The following is a 14,113-nucleotide window of genomic DNA, read 5'->3' on the forward strand; positions in this document are numbered from 1 at the left end:
CGCTCAACGGCGATCTCGAACATCCGTCTTTTCGGTCGTTTCGCTGTTAGCGGGCACGCTGCTTGTCCGTCGCCTTCCGGTCGACCGCGAGCTCGCCCACCGACAGGACGACGCCGAATTTTTCGCTGGCTTCCGCAGGCGTATAATATCCCAGCGCCACATCGCGCAGCACCAGATCGGCATCCCGCTCGCGCGGATCGCCATAGCCGCCGCCTCCCGGCGTGCCGACCCTGACCCGATCTCCCGCTTTCAGCGCGATGTCCTGCTCCTTGGACAGATGCAGTGGTACATGTTCCTCGCCATTGCGGAAAACGGTAACGGTGTTGACCGCGCCGTCCTCACCGCCGAGTGCGCCTTGCGGGCCGAAACGGCCGTGATCCATGACGAAGGAGGCGCGCGCGTCGCCGCGCAGGATCTCAACCTCATAAGCTAGGCCAAAGCCGCCGCGATGCTTGCCGGCGCCGCCCGAGCCTTCGCGCAAGGCATAGTGGCGGTAGAGCACCGGGAATGCCTGTTCCATGATCTCGACCGGCGGCGACTTGGAGATGCCGATGGTCGAGCAGCCATTGGTCAAGCCGTCATGACTTGAATTGCCGCCATAGCCGCCGCCGGAGATCTGGTACATGACGTAGTCGCGGCCGCGCGCCGGGTCGTTGCCGCCGAGCGCGAAATTGCCGCTGGAGCCGGCCGGGGCCGCCGTCACCTTGTCCGGCACTGCCTGCACCATGGCCGCGAACACCGCCTCGGCGATGCGCTGCGACACTTCGGCGGCGCAACCCGATACGGGTCGCGGGTATTTCGCGTCGAGGAAAGTGCCTTCCGGGCGCTTGACGATCAGCGGTTCAAACGCGCCGGCGCTGATCGGCACATCGGGGAAAATGTGGCGCATGGCGAGATAGACCGACGACAGGGTCGTCGCCAGCACGCTGTTCATCGGCCCGGCGCACGGTTTCGACGAGCCGGAGAAATCGAAGGTCAGCGTATCGCCCTGCTTCTCGATGGCGAGCGCGATGGTCAGCGGCTCGTTGACCACCCCGTCGGAGTCGACGAACGCCTCGGAACTGTAGGTGCCGTCGGGGATGGCCACTATGTTGGCACGCATCTGCTCGGCGGCGCGGCGACGCAATTCGGCGATCGCCTCGACAACAGTTTCGTCGCCGTAACGATCCAGGATTCCGTTGAGCCGGTCCTGGCCGATCAGCAGCGCTGCGGCCTGGGCCCTGATGTCGCCGATGCGCTGGTCGGCGACGCGGATGTTGTTGCAGATAATGGCGTAGATCTCCGCGTCGAGCACGCCCTTCTTGAACAGCTTGACCGGCGGCAGCCGCAGCCCTTCCTGCTCGACTGCCGTTGCCGATGCGGAAAACCCGCCCGGCACGGAGCCGCCAATGTCGGGCCAGTGGCCGGTGTTGGACAGCCAGCAGAATATCTTGCCATTGCGATAGACCGGCATGGCAAAGCGCACATCCATCAGATGGGTGCCGCCGAGATACGGATCGTTGACGATGTAGATGTCGCCTGGGTCCGGGGCCAAGCAGCGGCCATCGGCGATCATCTCGATCACCGTCCTGGTCGAATACTGCATGACACCCACGAACACCGGCAGGCCCTGGCTGCCTTGCGCGATCAGCGAACCGTCGACGGCCGAATAGATGCCATCGGAGCGGTCGTTGGCCTCGGCGATCACAGGCGAGAAGGCGGCGCGCGAAAAGGTCAGGTCCATCTCGTCGCAGACCTGCTGCAACGCTGCCTGGAGGACCGAAAGGGTGATGGCGTCGAGTTTTGCCATATCAGGCCTCGCCAATGTCGATGATGATGTTGCCGTCGGCGTCGCAGCGGGCGCGGTCGCCGGGTTCGAGCACAGTGGTGGCATCCATCTGTTCGAGGATTGCCGGTCCTTCGATGATCGCATCTAACGGCAGTTTTTCGCGTGCGTATACCGGCGTGTCGTGCCAGCGGCCGGCATACCAGACCGGCCGGATTTCGCGTCGCGCCTCGTCGAGTGTCTTGGTGCGCCCCGCCGGATCGATCAACCGCGACAGATCGATCGCCGGCCTGACGCCGGTCACCGAGGTGTTGAGATTGACGAGATTGGCGCGGATTTCCGGCAGTTCGACTTTGAAGCGGGCGAAATAGGCCTTTTCGAAAAGCTGCTGCAGCGTTGCCCGCGTCACCGATGACGACGGCAGCGCCACGTTGATGATGTGGGTCTGGCCGACGAACTGCATGTCGGCCGAATGGGTGACGCGGATCGTCTCCGGCTTCACCGCTTCCTTGCCGATCAGCTCTTCGCCTTCGTTTCGGTGCCGTTCCAATAGGTTGTGAAGCTGAACTTCGTCGAGCACCGCGACAGGCTGATTGATCGTGTTGACGAAGTCATGGCGCAGATCGGCAACGACGCAGCCGAGCGCGTTGGTTATGCCGGGACGCGCGGGCACCAGTACCTTGGGCAGGCCGAGTTCACGCGCAAGGGCTGTCGCATGCAGCGGACCCGCCCCGCCAAAAGCGAACAGCGCGAAGTCGCGCGGGTCGTGGCCGCGCGACACGGAGACCATGCGGATGGCGCCGGCCATCTTCATGTTGCCGAGCCGCAGCACCGCACCAGCCGCCTCGACCCCGGACAGGCCGGTCGCCTTGCCTATCTTGTCCTCGAATATGCCGGTGACGCGCTCTGATGTGACCGGGTTTTCGACCGCCAGCAATTTCTTCGGCGCCAACCGGCCGAGCACCAGATTGGCGTCGGTGATGGTCGGCTCCAAGCCGCCGCGTCCATAGCAGATCGGGCCCGGATTGGCGCCGGCACTTTCCGGGCCGATCTGGATCAGGCCGGCCGCATCGACGCGCGCGATCGAGCCGCCGCCGGCGCCGACCGTGTGCACCGCCACCATCGGCACATGGATCGGCATCGCATATTCGATCTCGATCTCGTTCGAGACAGCCGGCTCGGCATTGCGGATCAGCGCCACGTCGGTCGAGGTGCCGCCCATGTCGTAAGTGACGAGGTTTTCGAAGCCGGCGCGCTTGCCCGTATAGGCGGCGGCGATGACGCCCGAGGCCGGACCGGACATGACGGTCTTGGCCGATTCACGTGTGACGAAGCGGGCCGAGATCATGCCGCCATTGCCGTTCATGATCAGGAAGTCGCGGGCATAGCCTTTTGCCCCCAGTTCCTTGCGCAGCCGCTCGACATAGCGCTCGAGGATCGGCTGTACCGAGGCGTTGACCGAGGCGGTGACGCCGCGCTCGAATTCGCGCGCTTCCGACAGCAGCGCATGGCCCGCCGTGATGTAGCTGTTCGGCCAGAATTCGGCGGCGATTTCGGCGGCGCGGCGCTCATGCATCGGGTTGGCGTAGGAATGCAGAAAATGGATGACGAGGGATTCGCAGCCGGCCGCGATCAGCGTCTTCACGGCGTCACGCATCTCGGCCTCGTCGAGCGGCGTGCGTATCGCGCCCGACGCCTCGACGCGCTCCGAGACTTCGAGCCTGAGATTGCGCGGAATGATCGGCACGAAGCTGCCGGTCATGCCATAGGCCTGCGGCCGTGTCCGCCGGCCAAGCTCGATCACATCGCGAAAACCGCGCGTGGTGATCATGCCGGTTTTCGCCAGCCGGCGCTCGAGCACCGCATTGGTTGTGGTGGTCGTGCCGTGCACGATGAGGTCGATGCCGTCGATGGCAAATCCCGTGGCGCCGAGCGCCGAAACGACGCCGAAGGCCTGGTTGTCGACCGTGGTCGGGGTCTTGGCTAGATACACCCTGCCACCGTCGCGCCCGTCGATCAGGAGCAGATCGGTGAAGGTGCCGCCGACGTCGATACCGGCAACGACATTTCCCAGGGAATCATGCGCTTGCGCCGAAAAATTCTCTTCCATCATCGAAACCCGAAATGCGCGGACTACGGATATGCGTCAGTTTGGAAAGCTGTTTTAAGGGAGCATCTTGACGCAAATATCGTTTGTATACTAATAAATTCGGGACACAAGAGCTTGCCGCTTTGGAGTGTGCGAACAGCACGCCGGGACCTGAATGGTTCGGGCGCGCAGGTGAAGGTTTGGCGCCCGCATCCACAGTTGGGCCAGAAGGTTGGATTTGATGAACACCACATCCGCTCTCAACATCGCCGGCGCCCGCCCGCTGCAATTCCCGATTCCGGCCAATGTCTATGCCGAAACAGTCGTTTCGGTGAAGCACTACACCGATCGGCTGTTCTCGTTCCGCATCACCCGCCCGCAGTCGCTGCGCTTCCGCTCCGGCGAGTTCGTCATGATCGGCCTGCCCAATGCCGAGAAGCCGGTGTACCGCGCCTATTCGGTGGCCAGCCCGGCCTGGGACGAAGAGCTGGAATTCTTCTCGATCAAGGTGCCGGACGGCCCGCTGACCTCGGAATTGCAGAAGATCCAGGTCGGCGACACGGTCATCATGCGCCCGAAGTCGACCGGCACGCTGGTGATCGACGCGCTGACGCCCGCCAAGCGGCTGTTCATGATCTCGACCGGCACTGGCATCGCGCCCTTCGCCAGCCTGCTGCGCGATCCCGATACCTACGAGAAGTTCGATCAGCTGATCCTGACCCACACTTGCCGCGACAATGCCGAACTGACTTATGGGCAGGAGCTGGTGGCTGCACTGGAGAGCGACCCGTTGATCGGCGAGCTGACCGCCGGCCGCGTCACGCTCTACAATTCCACGACCCGCGAAGAATCGCCGCGCATGGGCCGCATCACGGCGCTGATCGGCTCCGGCAAGTTCTACAGCGATCTCGGCATCGACAAGCTCAATCCGGAAACCGACCGCATCATGATCTGCGGCTCGATGCACATGCTGAAGGATGTCAAGGAACTGGCCGAAAGCCTCGGCTTCGTCGAAGGCTCGCTGAGCCATCCGGCGACCTTCGTCGTCGAGCGCGCCTTCGTCGGCTAGCCCCGAGCCGGCGACATCTTAATTTTACATTTTGATCATGCGGTCAAAAATCAGCTGCTCCGGTAGCCTTTTTCAGCTATGACGGCCCAAAGGACTCGTGAAGTATAACTTCGCGGGCTATCTTCGTGCGTATCGTCCAAAAGAGTCGAGCGGTCTTGGAAAGCGATGCGCACCAAGGCATAAGCGCCCGCCGCTGAATGAAAGGGCAGGAGATGAGCAGCACAATCCGCGATGCCGATCTCGGCACCAAGGTGACACCGTTGCCCGCGCGTGCCGCCGCCAACACAGCCGTTCCGCCGGACCATCGGATCGCACGCAATCCCGGCATGAAGCTCGACCTCGGCTTCATGGAATCGGTGCGCAGCGTCAATCGCTCGGCGCTGGAGCGGCGCGTCGCCAGCCTGACCAAACGGCGCTCGATCAAGGCCGACAACCAGGCGGCTTGGCTGCTGCGCGCCGTTGCCTGCATGGATCTGACGACGCTGAATTCCAACGACACCGAGGAGCGCGTGCGCCGGCTCTGCGCCAAGGCGATCAACCCGTTCCGCCGCGACATCGCCGAGGGTCTCGGCATAGCCGACGAAAAGATCCACCCGGCCGCCGTCTGCGTCTACCATCCCTTCGTCGCCACCGCCGTCGAGGCCGTGCGCGGCACTGGCGTCCATGTCGCCGCGGTCTCGACCGCCTTTCCGCATGGCCTTGCGCCGCTGTCGACTCGCCTGCAGGAGATCGAGGCTTCGGTGCGCGACGGCGCCGACGAGATCGACGTCGTCATTCCGCGCGGCCTGGTGTTCAGTGCCAAGTGGCGGGAGCTCTACAATGAGATCGTGTCGATGCGCGCCGCCTGCGGTGACGCGCATCTGAAGGTCATCCTCGGCACGGGCGACCTCGCGACGCTGCGCAATGTCATGCTGGCCTCGATGGTGGCGATGATGGCCGGCGCCGACTTCATCAAGACGTCGACCGGCAAGGAAAGCGTCAACGCGACGCTGCCCGTCGGCCTCGCCATGGTGCGCGCCATCAGGGCCTATTTCGAGGAAACCGGCTATCTCATCGGCTTCAAGCCGGCCGGCGGCATTTCCACCGCCAAGGCTTCGCTCGACTGGCTGGTGCTGATGAAGGAAGAGCTCGGCCGGCCGTGGCTGGAACCGGACCTGTTCCGCTTCGGTGCGTCCAGCCTCTTGACAGATATCGAGCGTCAGCTCGAACATCATCTGACCGGTCACTATTCGGCCAATCATCGCCACGCAATGGCTTGAGCACCCCACCCCCGATCGGCCTTGCCCATCGACCCCTCCCTGCAGGGAGGGTGAAGGAGGCACCTGATGAACATTCTCGACCGCTATCACGCCATGGATTACGGCCCGGCGCCTGAAGCCCGCAACGAGGCCGATGCCTGGCTTGCCGCCCGCGACTTTTCCAAGGCGCTGTTCATCGATGGTACCTGGAAGGCCGCATCCGGCGGCAAGACTTTCGAGACCAGCGAGCCATCCTCCGGCAAGCTGCTGGCCAAAGTCTCCGACGCCAGGGCCACCGATATCGACGCGGCGGTTGCGGCGGCCGCCAAGGCGCTGCCCAAGTGGAGCGCCAGTTCAGGCTATGTCAGGGCGAATGTGCTTTATGCCATCGGCCGTGCCATGCAGCGCCATCAGCGCCTGTTCGCGGTGCTTGAGACAATCGACAATGGCAAGCCGATCCGCGAAAGCCGCGATATCGACGTGCCGCTGGCGATCCGTCATTTCATCCACCATGCCGGCTGGGCACAGGCGCTGGACAGGGATTTCCCCGGTCACAAGGGTGTCGGCGTCGTCGGCCAGATCATCCCGTGGAACTTTCCGCTGCTGATGCTGGCCTGGAAGATCGCGCCGGCGCTCGCCGCGGGTTGTACGGTGGTGCTGAAGCCGGCCGAGTTCACGCCGCTGACATCAATCCTGTTCGCCGAGATCTGCGAGCGCGCCGGCGTGCCGAAAGGCGTCGTCAACATCGTTCAGGGCGGCCCGGAAGCGGGCGCCGCCATCGTCAACCATCCCGGCGTCCAGAAGATCGCCTTCACCGGCTCATCCGAGGTCGGCAAGATCATCCGCAAGGCAACCGCCGGCTCGGGCAAGAAACTGTCGCTGGAACTCGGCGGCAAGTCGGCCTTCATCGTCTTCGAGGACGCCGATCTCGACAGCGCCGTCGAAGGCCTGGTCGACGGCATCTGGTTCAACCAGGGCCAGGTCTGCTGCGCCGGCTCGCGCCTGCTGGTCCAGGAAGGCATCGCCGACGCCCTGATCGCCAAGGTCAAGACGCGAATGAGCCGACTGCGCGTCGGCAGCCCGCTCGACAAGAACACCGATATCGGCCCGCTGGTCGATTTGACCCAGCTCGACCGGGTCAAGGGTCTGGTCGCCGAAGGCGCCAGACAAGGCGCCGTCTGCTGGCAGCCGGATGCGGCGCTGCCGTCCTCCGGCCATTATCACCTGCCGACACTCGCCACCGGTGTTTCGCCGGCTAATATTCTTGCTCAAGAGGAAGTGTTCGGCCCGGTGCTGGCCGCCATGACCTTCCGCAACACCGAGGAAGCAATCGAGCTCGCCAACAACACGCGCTACGGGCTCGCCGCCTCGGTATGGAGCGAGAACGTCAACCTCGCTTTGCATGTCGCGCCGCAACTGAAGGCCGGCGCCGTCTGGGTCAACGGCACCAATATGTTCGACGCCGCCTGTGGTTTTGGCGGCTACCGCGAGAGCGGTTTCGGCCGCGAGGGCGGGCGGGAAGGCATGTTCGAATATCTCACGGCGAAACTGCCGCTTGGCCCGGTGATCAAGCCGGCGGCGATCTCGGCGCAGCCTGTCGAGCAGGCGGACGGTTCGACCATCGACCGCACGGCGAAGCTGTTCATCGGCGGCAAGCAAATTCGGCCGGATGGCAATTACTCGCTTGCCATCGCCACCGCCAAGGGCAAGCTTGCCGGCGAGGTCGGCCTCGGCAGCCGCAAGGACATCCGCGATGCCGTTTCTGCGGCGCGGGCCTGCAAGGGCTGGCCGGATGCGACCGCCTATAACAGGTCCCAGGTGCTTTATTATCTGGCTGAAAATCTTTCCGGCCGTGCCGACGAGTTCTCGGCGCGCCTCGTTCAGCTCACGGGCGTCACCGCCAAGGCCGCGCGCGAGGAGGTCGACCGGTCGATCGAGCGGCTGTTCCTCTATGCCGGCCTTGCCGACAAGTTCGAGGGCCGCGTGCACCAGCCGCCGGCGCGTGCCGTGACACTGGCCCTGCACGAGCCGGTCGGCGTTGTCGGCATCGTCGCGCCTGACACCTCACCGCTGCTCGGCCTGATCTCGCTGGTCGCACCGGCGCTGGCCATGGGCAACACCGTGGTCGCGGTGCCTTCGGAAAAATATCCGCTGCTGGCCACGGACCTCTATCAGGTCATCGAATATTCCGACGTTCCGGCCGGCGCCATCAACATCGTCACCGGCCGCGCGGCGGAACTTGCCGGCGTGCTGGCCAAGCACGACGACGTCGACGGGCTGTGGGTGTTCGCCGACGCCGAGACCTGCGCCAAGGCGGAGGCCGAATCCATCGGCAACCTCAAGCGCGTCTGGAGCAGCAATGGCCGCAGCCTCGACTGGGCGTCCGACGAGGCCGCCGGCGACGCTTTCCTGCGCCGCGCCGTCGAGGTGAAGAATGTCTGGGTGCCTTACGGGGATTGAGCCACGTGGCTATCCGCGATGGTGATCGTGTTCGGGCTTGACGCCCGGATGTATGTTCTTTAACGAGAAAAAACATTTTTATCTGTGGGTTGATGACGCGCAGGCCGCATGATGATGCCTGACTGGCACATGACGCCCCGGCCGGCTGCCGATAGACCCTAACGATGCCAAGCGGACGAGGAGAACAGCATGGCGGATCTGGCAGGCAAGGTCGTTGTCATCACGGCAGCGGCGCAAGGCATCGGCAAGGCGAGCGCGCTGGCCTTCGCCAAGGCAGGCGCCGTGGTCCATGCCACAGACATCAACGAAGCGCTGCTGGCTGAGCTCGCCAAGACCTCCGGCATCAAGACCCGCAAGCTGGACGTGCTCAATGACGAGGCCGTCAACGCGGCCTTTGCCGAGATCGGCATCGTCGACGTTCTGTTCAATTGCGCCGGCTTCGTTCATTCTGGCTCGATCCTGGAGATGAAGGACGCCGATCTCGATTTCGCCTTCAACCTCAATGTCCGCGCCATGATCCGCACCGTGCGGGCCGTGCTGCCCGGCATGCTGGAGCGCGGCGACGGGTCGATCATCAACATGTCCTCGGTCGCCGGCGCCGGCAAAGGCGTGCCCAACCGCTTCGCCTATGGCGTCACCAAGGCCGCCGTCATCGGCCTGACCAAGGCGATCGCCGCTGACTATGTCGGCAAGGGCATACGCTGCAACGCCATTTGCCCCGGCACGGTCGAGAGCCCGTCGCTGCAGGACCGCATGCACGCGCAGGGCGATTACGATGCCGCCCGCGCCGCCTTTATCGCCCGCCAGCCGATGGGCCGGCTCGGCACGCCGGAGGAAATCGCCGATCTCGCCGTTTATCTGGCGGGCGCCACCTATACGTCCGGACAGGCCTACAATATCGACGGCGGCTGGTCGATCTAGTGTGCTCTCCCTAGCGGAAAGGCAGGTTGCTTCCGCGCTTGCCGGGCCACCATCCACTGGCTAGGTTCCGCCGGCCCTGGAACCACGTCGTCGCAGCGACGGAGCGAATTGTAATCGGCCGATGGCCGCAATCAGGAGAAGTATCTAGATGAAACTGCTGCGCTATGGCGAGGTGGGAAGCGAGCGCCCAGGTCTGCTCGATACGGATGGCACCATCCGCGATCTCTCCGCTCATGTGACCGACATCAGTGGCAAGGCGCTGGACCCGGCATTGCTGGCTGATCTGGCCAAGCTCGATCCGAAGTCGCTGCCGGCGGTTTCCGGCAGCCCGCGCCTCGGCGCCTGCGTCGCCGGCACGGGGAAGTTCATTTGCATCGGCCTCAACTATTCCGACCACGCCGCCGAAACCGGCGCCACCGTGCCGCCGGAACCGATCATCTTCATGAAGGCAAGCTCGGCCATTGTCGGGCCGGATGACGACGTGCTGATCCCGCGCGGCTCAGACAAGACCGATTGGGAAGTCGAACTGGCCGTGGTCATCGGCAGAAAAGCCAAATATGTCAGCGAAGCCGACGCCCTGGATTATGTTGCCGGCTATAGCGTTGCTCACGATGTGTCGGAACGCGCCTTCCAGGCCGAGCGGCAGGGCCAGTGGACCAAGGGAAAGTCCTGCGACACCTTCGGCCCGACCGGCCCATGGCTGGTAACCAAGGACGAGATCGCCGATCCGCAGAACCTGAAGATGTGGCTGACGGTCAACGGCAAGACGATGCAAAACGGCTCGACCAGGACCATGGTCTACGGCGTCAAGTATCTGGTGTCCTATCTCAGCCAGTTCATGTCGCTGCACCCCGGCGACATCATCTCGACCGGCACGCCGCCCGGCGTTGGCCTCGGCATGAAGCCGCCGGTATTCCTCAAGGCTGGTGATGTGGTGGAGCTCGGCATCGAAGGGCTCGGCCAGCAGAAGCAGACGTTCAAGGCGGACGTGTAGAGGTTGCGCTGCCCCCTCATCCGGCCGCTTCGCGGCCACCTTCTCCCCGCTGGGGAGAAGAGGTGAGCGTCGGCGCTGACAATCTCCTCTCCCCTCGGGGAGAGGTCAGCCGAGCGAAGCGGAGGCTGGGTGAGGGGGCTGCGCCCGCCTACTTCAGCACCTTCCCATCCGCGCCAAACCGATAGGTCTTGGCCGGATCCGGCGTCGCGTAGAGCGTCGCGCCTGGCTCTGCATCATAGACGCCGAAAATGCGCACGGTGATCAGCCCGGCCTTCTCGCAGTCGAGATAGAGATTGGTGTCGGCGCCGAGATGCTCGGCATGGACGACCGTTCCCTTCCATGCACCCACCTTCGGATCGACGGTCAGGTGTTCCGGGCGCACGCCAATGGTCTTGGCGGTTTCTCCGAGCCTCGCGCCGTCGACGAAGTTCATCTTCGGCGAGCCTATGAAGCCGGCGACGAACTCATTCGCCGGCGAATTGTAGAGCTCCATCGGGCCGCCGATCTGCTCGATCCTGCCGGCATTGAGCACGACGATCTTGTCGGCCAGCGTCATCGCCTCGACCTGGTCGTGGGTGACGTAAATCATGGTCGCCTTCAGCCGGCGGTGCAGCTGCGCGATCTCCAGGCGCGTGTTGACGCGCAGCGCGGCATCGAGGTTGGAAAGAGGCTCGTCGAACAGGAACAGCTTCGGCTCGCGCACCACGGCGCGACCGATGGCGACGCGCTGGCGCTGACCGCCGGAGAGTTCCGCCGGCCGCCTCTCGAGATAGGGCTCCAGCGACAGCATCGACGAGGCGATGCCGATACGGCGATCGATCTCGGCCGCCGGCGTGCCGGCCTGCTTGAGGCCGAGGCCCATATTGTTCTTCACCGTCAGATGCGGGTAAAGCGCGTAGGTCTGGAACACCATGGCAATGCCGCGCTTGGCCGGCGGAGTGACGGAGACATCCGCGCCGTCGATGACCACGCGGCCGGAGGTCGAATCCTCCAGTCCGGCGATGACCCTGAGCAAGGTCGACTTGCCGCAGCCGGACGGACCGACGAAGACGACGAACTCGCCATCGTTCACTTCGAGGTTGATGCCTTTCAGCACCTCGACCGGCCCGAAGGCCTTCTTCACGTTCTCGATGTTCAGCGAGCCCACGGCGATCCTCCGGATTGGAATGTGGGCGCGAATGCAACCCCTGACGGCAATTCTGCGGTCACAATCGCACCGCCTTTCCGCTGCGCACGCTCTCGTCGGCGGCAAGGCAGACGGCGAGCGACTTGACCGCGTCGTCCATATGTTTGGTCAGATCCAGGTCCTCGCGGATCGCCTTCAGCACGAAGGCCTGTTCAATGTCGCAGAGGTCCTGATGGCCGGGTTCGCCTGCCATCGACAACATTTCGTCCGGCCTGGCGAATTTGCCGTCCGGTCCGGTCGCGGCGCTGTGCAGGCGGATGGTCGATGTTTTGGTGTGGGTGTCGATATCATCCGACTTCACACCTTCCTTCATCACGATCGACACGCAGCCATTGGGAGAGATGACGTCCTTTACGAAGAAGGCCGTTTCCGAAATCATCGGACCCCAACCGGCCTCGTACCAGCCGACCGAGCCATCATCGAACAGCACCTGCAAATGGCCGTAATTGTACATGGAGGGCGCGACCTCCTCGGTCAGCCGCACGCCCATGCCGCGCACCTCGACCGGCCTGGCGTCGGTGATCTGCAGCATGACGTCGAGATAGTGGACGCCGCAGTCGACGATCGGAGAGGTCGTCTGCATCAACTGCTTGTGCGTCTCCCAGGTGGACCCCGAGGATTGCTGGTTGAGGTTCATGCGGAACACGTAGGGGCCGCCCAGTTTCCGCGCTTCGGCGATCAGCCTGATCCAGGACGGATGATGGCGCAGGATGTAGCCGATCACCAGTTTCTTGCCATTGGCCTTGGCCGCCGCGACGACGCGCTCGGCATCGGCCACGGTCGTCGCCAGCGGCTTTTCGACGAAGACATGGCAACCGGCCTCCAACGCCCTCACCGCATAGTCGGCATGGCTGTCGGAATAGGTGGCGATGCAGGCGACATCGGGCTTTTCGTCACGCAGGGCATCATCGAAGGAACGCCTGATGCCGTAGCCGGACAGCCCTCCCGGCAACGGCACGTCGGAACGGTTGATGAGTGCTGCGATCTGAAAGCCCGGATTGGTGTGATAGGCCAGCGCATGGCTGCGGCCCATATTGCCGAGGCCGGCGACAACAACGCGCAGGGGTTCAGCCATTGCAATCTGCCTTTTCTTGCATGCGGGCTTTGAGAGCCACCATCACATGTGGCTCGCATTCATCTGCGACCTGCAGAGAAGTCAGTTCGTTTTCGCAACGCGCCAATAGCCCAAAGCCGTAAGTCTCTATGCCGCCCTTGATAAGCGGCAGCCTATGATCGTCGGGCAGTGGGTACTCAAGATTGAGCGCCTGGGTGAACGCCTTCGACTGGTTGTCTTCCATCTGGGAATCAACGCGCCAACGGACGTGACAGTTGTATTCCTTCGGCCGGCGTTCCGGCCCGAGTCGCTTAAACCAGACAGCGGAATTGACATAGAATTGCGGCCCCCAGGACGACTTCTGAAGGTTCAGCAAGCAGATCGTCTCCGGCCACTCCCTGTAGAAATTCGTGGCGCGGACGCCCCGAAAGCCATAGCGGCTCGCTGTCTCGGCAAGGCTCTGGACGATAATGTCTCGACCCTCGCTCACTTGACGGCTCCAGACGTGATGCCGCGGATCAGCTGCCGCGAGAAGATGACGTAGAGGATCAGCACCGGCATGATCGCCAGCGACAGTGCGGCCAGGATGGCGTTCCAGTTGGTGACGAACTGGCCAAGGAACAATTGCGCGCCGAGCGTCACCGTCTTGGTCTCTTCGGACGGCGCCAGGATCAGCGGGAACCACAGGTCGTTCCAGATCGGGATCATGGTGAAGACGGCGACGGTTGCCATCGATGGCCTGACCAGCGGCAGCACCAGGCGGAAGAAGATGGTGTATTCGGACAGGCCGTCGATGCGGCCGGCATTCTTCAAATCGTCGGAGACCTGCTTCATAAATTCCGACAGGATGAAGATGGCGAGCGGCAGGCCTTGAGCGGTGTAGACCAGGATCAGCGCCGTCAGCGTGTTGACCAGCCCGCTTGCCACCATCAATTGCAGGATGGCGACGGTGCCGAGGCGGATCGGGATCATGATGCCGAGAGCCAGATAGAGCCCCATCAGCGAATTGCCGCGAAAGCGGTATTCCGACAGCGCAAACGCCGCCATGGCGCCGAACAGCAGCACGAAGAACAACGACGCGACGGTGACGACGAGGCTGTTCTGGAAATAGTGAATGAAGTCGCCTTGGCCGATCACGGTCGTGTAGCCGATCAGGTCGAACGTCCCGGGCGTAGGCGGAGTCAGCGGCGCGCCGAAGATGCCCGCGCGGGACTTGAACGAGTTCATGATGACCAGGATCACCGGAAACAGCGCGATCACCGTGTAGGTCAGCAGGATCGCGTGGGCGCCGATGGTGCGGGGCGCGGAACGGGTGGCGGTGCTCATTGGAGCGTCTC

General features: G+C 63.7%; 11 protein-coding genes. 5 read left to right on the plus strand and 6 right to left on the minus strand.

The genetic code is table 11. The features are described from left to right. Positions 1 to 46: 46 nt before the first annotated feature. Both NKH57_RS03870 and NKH57_RS03875 read right to left on the minus strand, forming a co-directional pair. Positions 47 to 1,789: a hydantoinase B/oxoprolinase family protein gene (locus NKH57_RS03870; protein WP_352941858.1), complete on the minus strand. Its 1,743-nt coding sequence runs from the start codon at positions 1,787 to 1,789 to the stop codon at positions 47 to 49. A gap of 1 nt (position 1,790) precedes the next feature. Next, entirely contained in the window at positions 1,791 to 3,875 is a 2,085-nt protein-coding gene (locus tag NKH57_RS03875; protein ID WP_352941861.1) for a hydantoinase/oxoprolinase family protein, read from the minus strand. Between the two features lie 220 nt (positions 3,876 to 4,095). Here NKH57_RS03875 and NKH57_RS03880 point away from each other — a divergent pair, with 220 nt between their 5' ends. From NKH57_RS03880 to NKH57_RS03900, 5 genes are all read left to right on the plus strand, one after another. Next, positions 4,096 to 4,923 carry a ferredoxin--NADP reductase gene (locus NKH57_RS03880; RefSeq protein WP_352941863.1) on the plus strand — a complete coding sequence of 276 codons (828 nt, stop codon included), beginning with the start codon at positions 4,096 to 4,098 and terminating at the stop codon, positions 4,921 to 4,923. Positions 4,924 to 5,135: 212 nt separating this feature from the next. Further along, entirely contained in the window at positions 5,136 to 6,182 is a 1,047-nt protein-coding gene (deoC, locus tag NKH57_RS03885; protein WP_352941866.1) for a deoxyribose-phosphate aldolase, read from the plus strand. Between the two features lie 66 nt (positions 6,183 to 6,248). Beyond that, the gene (locus tag NKH57_RS03890; RefSeq protein WP_352941869.1) at positions 6,249 to 8,621 is read left to right on the plus strand and encodes an aldehyde dehydrogenase family protein; all 2,373 of its coding nucleotides are present in this window, start codon (positions 6,249 to 6,251) and stop codon (positions 8,619 to 8,621) included. A gap of 189 nt (positions 8,622 to 8,810) precedes the next feature. Continuing rightward, a complete protein-coding gene (locus NKH57_RS03895) occupies positions 8,811 to 9,542 on the plus strand; it encodes an SDR family oxidoreductase (RefSeq protein WP_352728230.1) in 732 nt (243 codons plus the stop codon). 148 nt (positions 9,543 to 9,690) lie between these two features. Further along, entirely contained in the window at positions 9,691 to 10,536 is an 846-nt protein-coding gene (locus NKH57_RS03900; RefSeq protein WP_352941872.1) for a fumarylacetoacetate hydrolase family protein, read from the plus strand. A 148-nt stretch (positions 10,537 to 10,684) separates the two neighbouring features. Here NKH57_RS03900 and NKH57_RS03905 read toward each other — a convergent pair whose 3' ends face one another. Genes NKH57_RS03905 through NKH57_RS03920 form a run of 4 tightly spaced genes read right to left on the minus strand, consistent with a single transcriptional unit; the run spans position 10,685 to position 14,102 of the window. Further along, positions 10,685 to 11,683 carry an ABC transporter ATP-binding protein gene (locus NKH57_RS03905; protein WP_352941875.1) on the minus strand — a complete coding sequence of 333 codons (999 nt, stop codon included), beginning with the start codon at positions 11,681 to 11,683 and terminating at the stop codon, positions 10,685 to 10,687. Positions 11,684 to 11,741: 58 nt separating this feature from the next. Beyond that, entirely contained in the window at positions 11,742 to 12,797 is a 1,056-nt protein-coding gene (locus tag NKH57_RS03910; protein WP_352941878.1) for a Gfo/Idh/MocA family protein, read from the minus strand. After that, the gene (locus NKH57_RS03915; protein ID WP_352836254.1) at positions 12,790 to 13,266 is read right to left on the minus strand and encodes a DUF4304 domain-containing protein; all 477 of its coding nucleotides are present in this window, start codon (positions 13,264 to 13,266) and stop codon (positions 12,790 to 12,792) included. The genes NKH57_RS03910 and NKH57_RS03915 overlap by 8 nt, the downstream gene beginning before the upstream one ends. Continuing rightward, positions 13,263 to 14,102 (minus strand): carbohydrate ABC transporter permease, encoded by an 840-nt coding sequence (locus NKH57_RS03920; protein ID WP_352608901.1) that lies wholly within the window; start codon positions 14,100 to 14,102, stop codon positions 13,263 to 13,265. The genes NKH57_RS03915 and NKH57_RS03920 overlap by 4 nt, the downstream gene beginning before the upstream one ends. Positions 14,103 to 14,113 lie beyond the last annotated feature (11 nt).

This window comes from Mesorhizobium sp. M1050, from assembly GCF_040318715.1.
GTDB lineage: Bacteria > Pseudomonadota > Alphaproteobacteria > Rhizobiales > Rhizobiaceae > Mesorhizobium.

What these genes read in the sequence shown, in the direction of transcription:
- NKH57_RS03870 (WP_352941858.1), bottom strand. Translation starts at nt 1,789, where the DNA reads ATGGCAAAACTCGACGCCATCACCCTTTCGGTCCTCCAGGCAGCGTTG.
- NKH57_RS03875 (WP_352941861.1), bottom strand. Translation starts at nt 3,875, where the DNA reads ATGGAAGAGAATTTTTCGGCGCAAGCGCATGATTCCCTGGGAAATGTC.
- NKH57_RS03880 (WP_352941863.1), top strand. Translation starts at nt 4,096, where the DNA reads ATGAACACCACATCCGCTCTCAACATCGCCGGCGCCCGCCCGCTGCAA.
- deoC (WP_352941866.1), top strand. Translation starts at nt 5,136, where the DNA reads ATGAGCAGCACAATCCGCGATGCCGATCTCGGCACCAAGGTGACACCG.
- NKH57_RS03890 (WP_352941869.1), top strand. Translation starts at nt 6,249, where the DNA reads ATGAACATTCTCGACCGCTATCACGCCATGGATTACGGCCCGGCGCCT.
- NKH57_RS03895 (WP_352728230.1), top strand. Translation starts at nt 8,811, where the DNA reads ATGGCGGATCTGGCAGGCAAGGTCGTTGTCATCACGGCAGCGGCGCAA.
- NKH57_RS03900 (WP_352941872.1), top strand. Translation starts at nt 9,691, where the DNA reads ATGAAACTGCTGCGCTATGGCGAGGTGGGAAGCGAGCGCCCAGGTCTG.
- NKH57_RS03910 (WP_352941878.1), bottom strand. Translation starts at nt 12,797, where the DNA reads ATGGCTGAACCCCTGCGCGTTGTTGTCGCCGGCCTCGGCAATATGGGC.
- NKH57_RS03920 (WP_352608901.1), bottom strand. Translation starts at nt 14,102, where the DNA reads ATGAGCACCGCCACCCGTTCCGCGCCCCGCACCATCGGCGCCCACGCG.